Source organism: Brevundimonas sp. LPMIX5, from assembly GCF_003576505.1.
Taxonomy (GTDB): domain Bacteria; phylum Pseudomonadota; class Alphaproteobacteria; order Caulobacterales; family Caulobacteraceae; genus Brevundimonas; species Brevundimonas naejangsanensis.
The window spans coordinates 1-835 of the sequence record NZ_QWTZ01000044.1; the positions used below are offsets into that span (position 1 = coordinate 1).

At 38.6% G+C, this 835-nt stretch carries 1 pseudogene; it reads left to right on the forward strand.

From position 1 onward, the window contains the following. A pseudogene (locus tag D1604_RS15825) lies at window positions 1-835 on the forward strand (transposase); the annotation flags it as partial.

The window sequence follows — 835 nt, forward strand, 5'->3', positions numbered from 1 at the left end:
GTGCGGAAGTCAAATGAAGAAATATTACTTTCAAAAACCTTCTAAAATTCCTTATCTTGAAACGACTGGTATGCCTACTAGAATTCTCCTTAGAAAGCGTCGATTCAAGTGCTATCACTGTTCAAAAATGATGGTCGCTGAAACTTCTATCGTCAAGAAGAATCACCAAATTCCTCGTATTATCAACCAAAAAATTGCGCAAAAGTTAATTGAAAAGATTTCTATGACCGATATTGCCCATCAGCTTTCCATCTCAACTTCAACTGTTATTCGTAAGCTCAATGATTCTCACTTTGAACATGATTTTTCTTGTCTTCCTGAGATTATGTCTTGGGACGTTGAAACAGTCCGGGGAGTGACTGTTTCAATCGGGAGATGGAGATGAGCTTTATTGCGCAAGATTTTGAAAAGCTCAATATCATCACTGTTCTTGAAGGTAGAACACAAGCTATCATCCGAGATCACTTTCTTAAATATGATAGAGCCGGTCGTTGTCAAGTGAAAATCATTACTATGGATATGTTTAGCCCTTACTATGACTTGGCTAAACAGCTTCGCTTTCAAATTTCTAGGCTCAGGCTGAAACAGTCTCCCAGACTGTTTCACTCCCGAATGCTAAAATCGTTCTTGATCGCTTTCACATTGTGCAACATCTTAGCCGTGCTATGAGTCGTGTGCGTGTTCAAATCATGAATCAGTTTCATCGAAAATCCCATGAATACAAGGCTATCAAGCGCTACTGGAAGCTCATACAACAGGATAGCCGTAAACTGAGTGATAAGCGATTTTATCGTCCTACTTTTCGTATGCATTTAACCAATAAAGAGATTTTAAA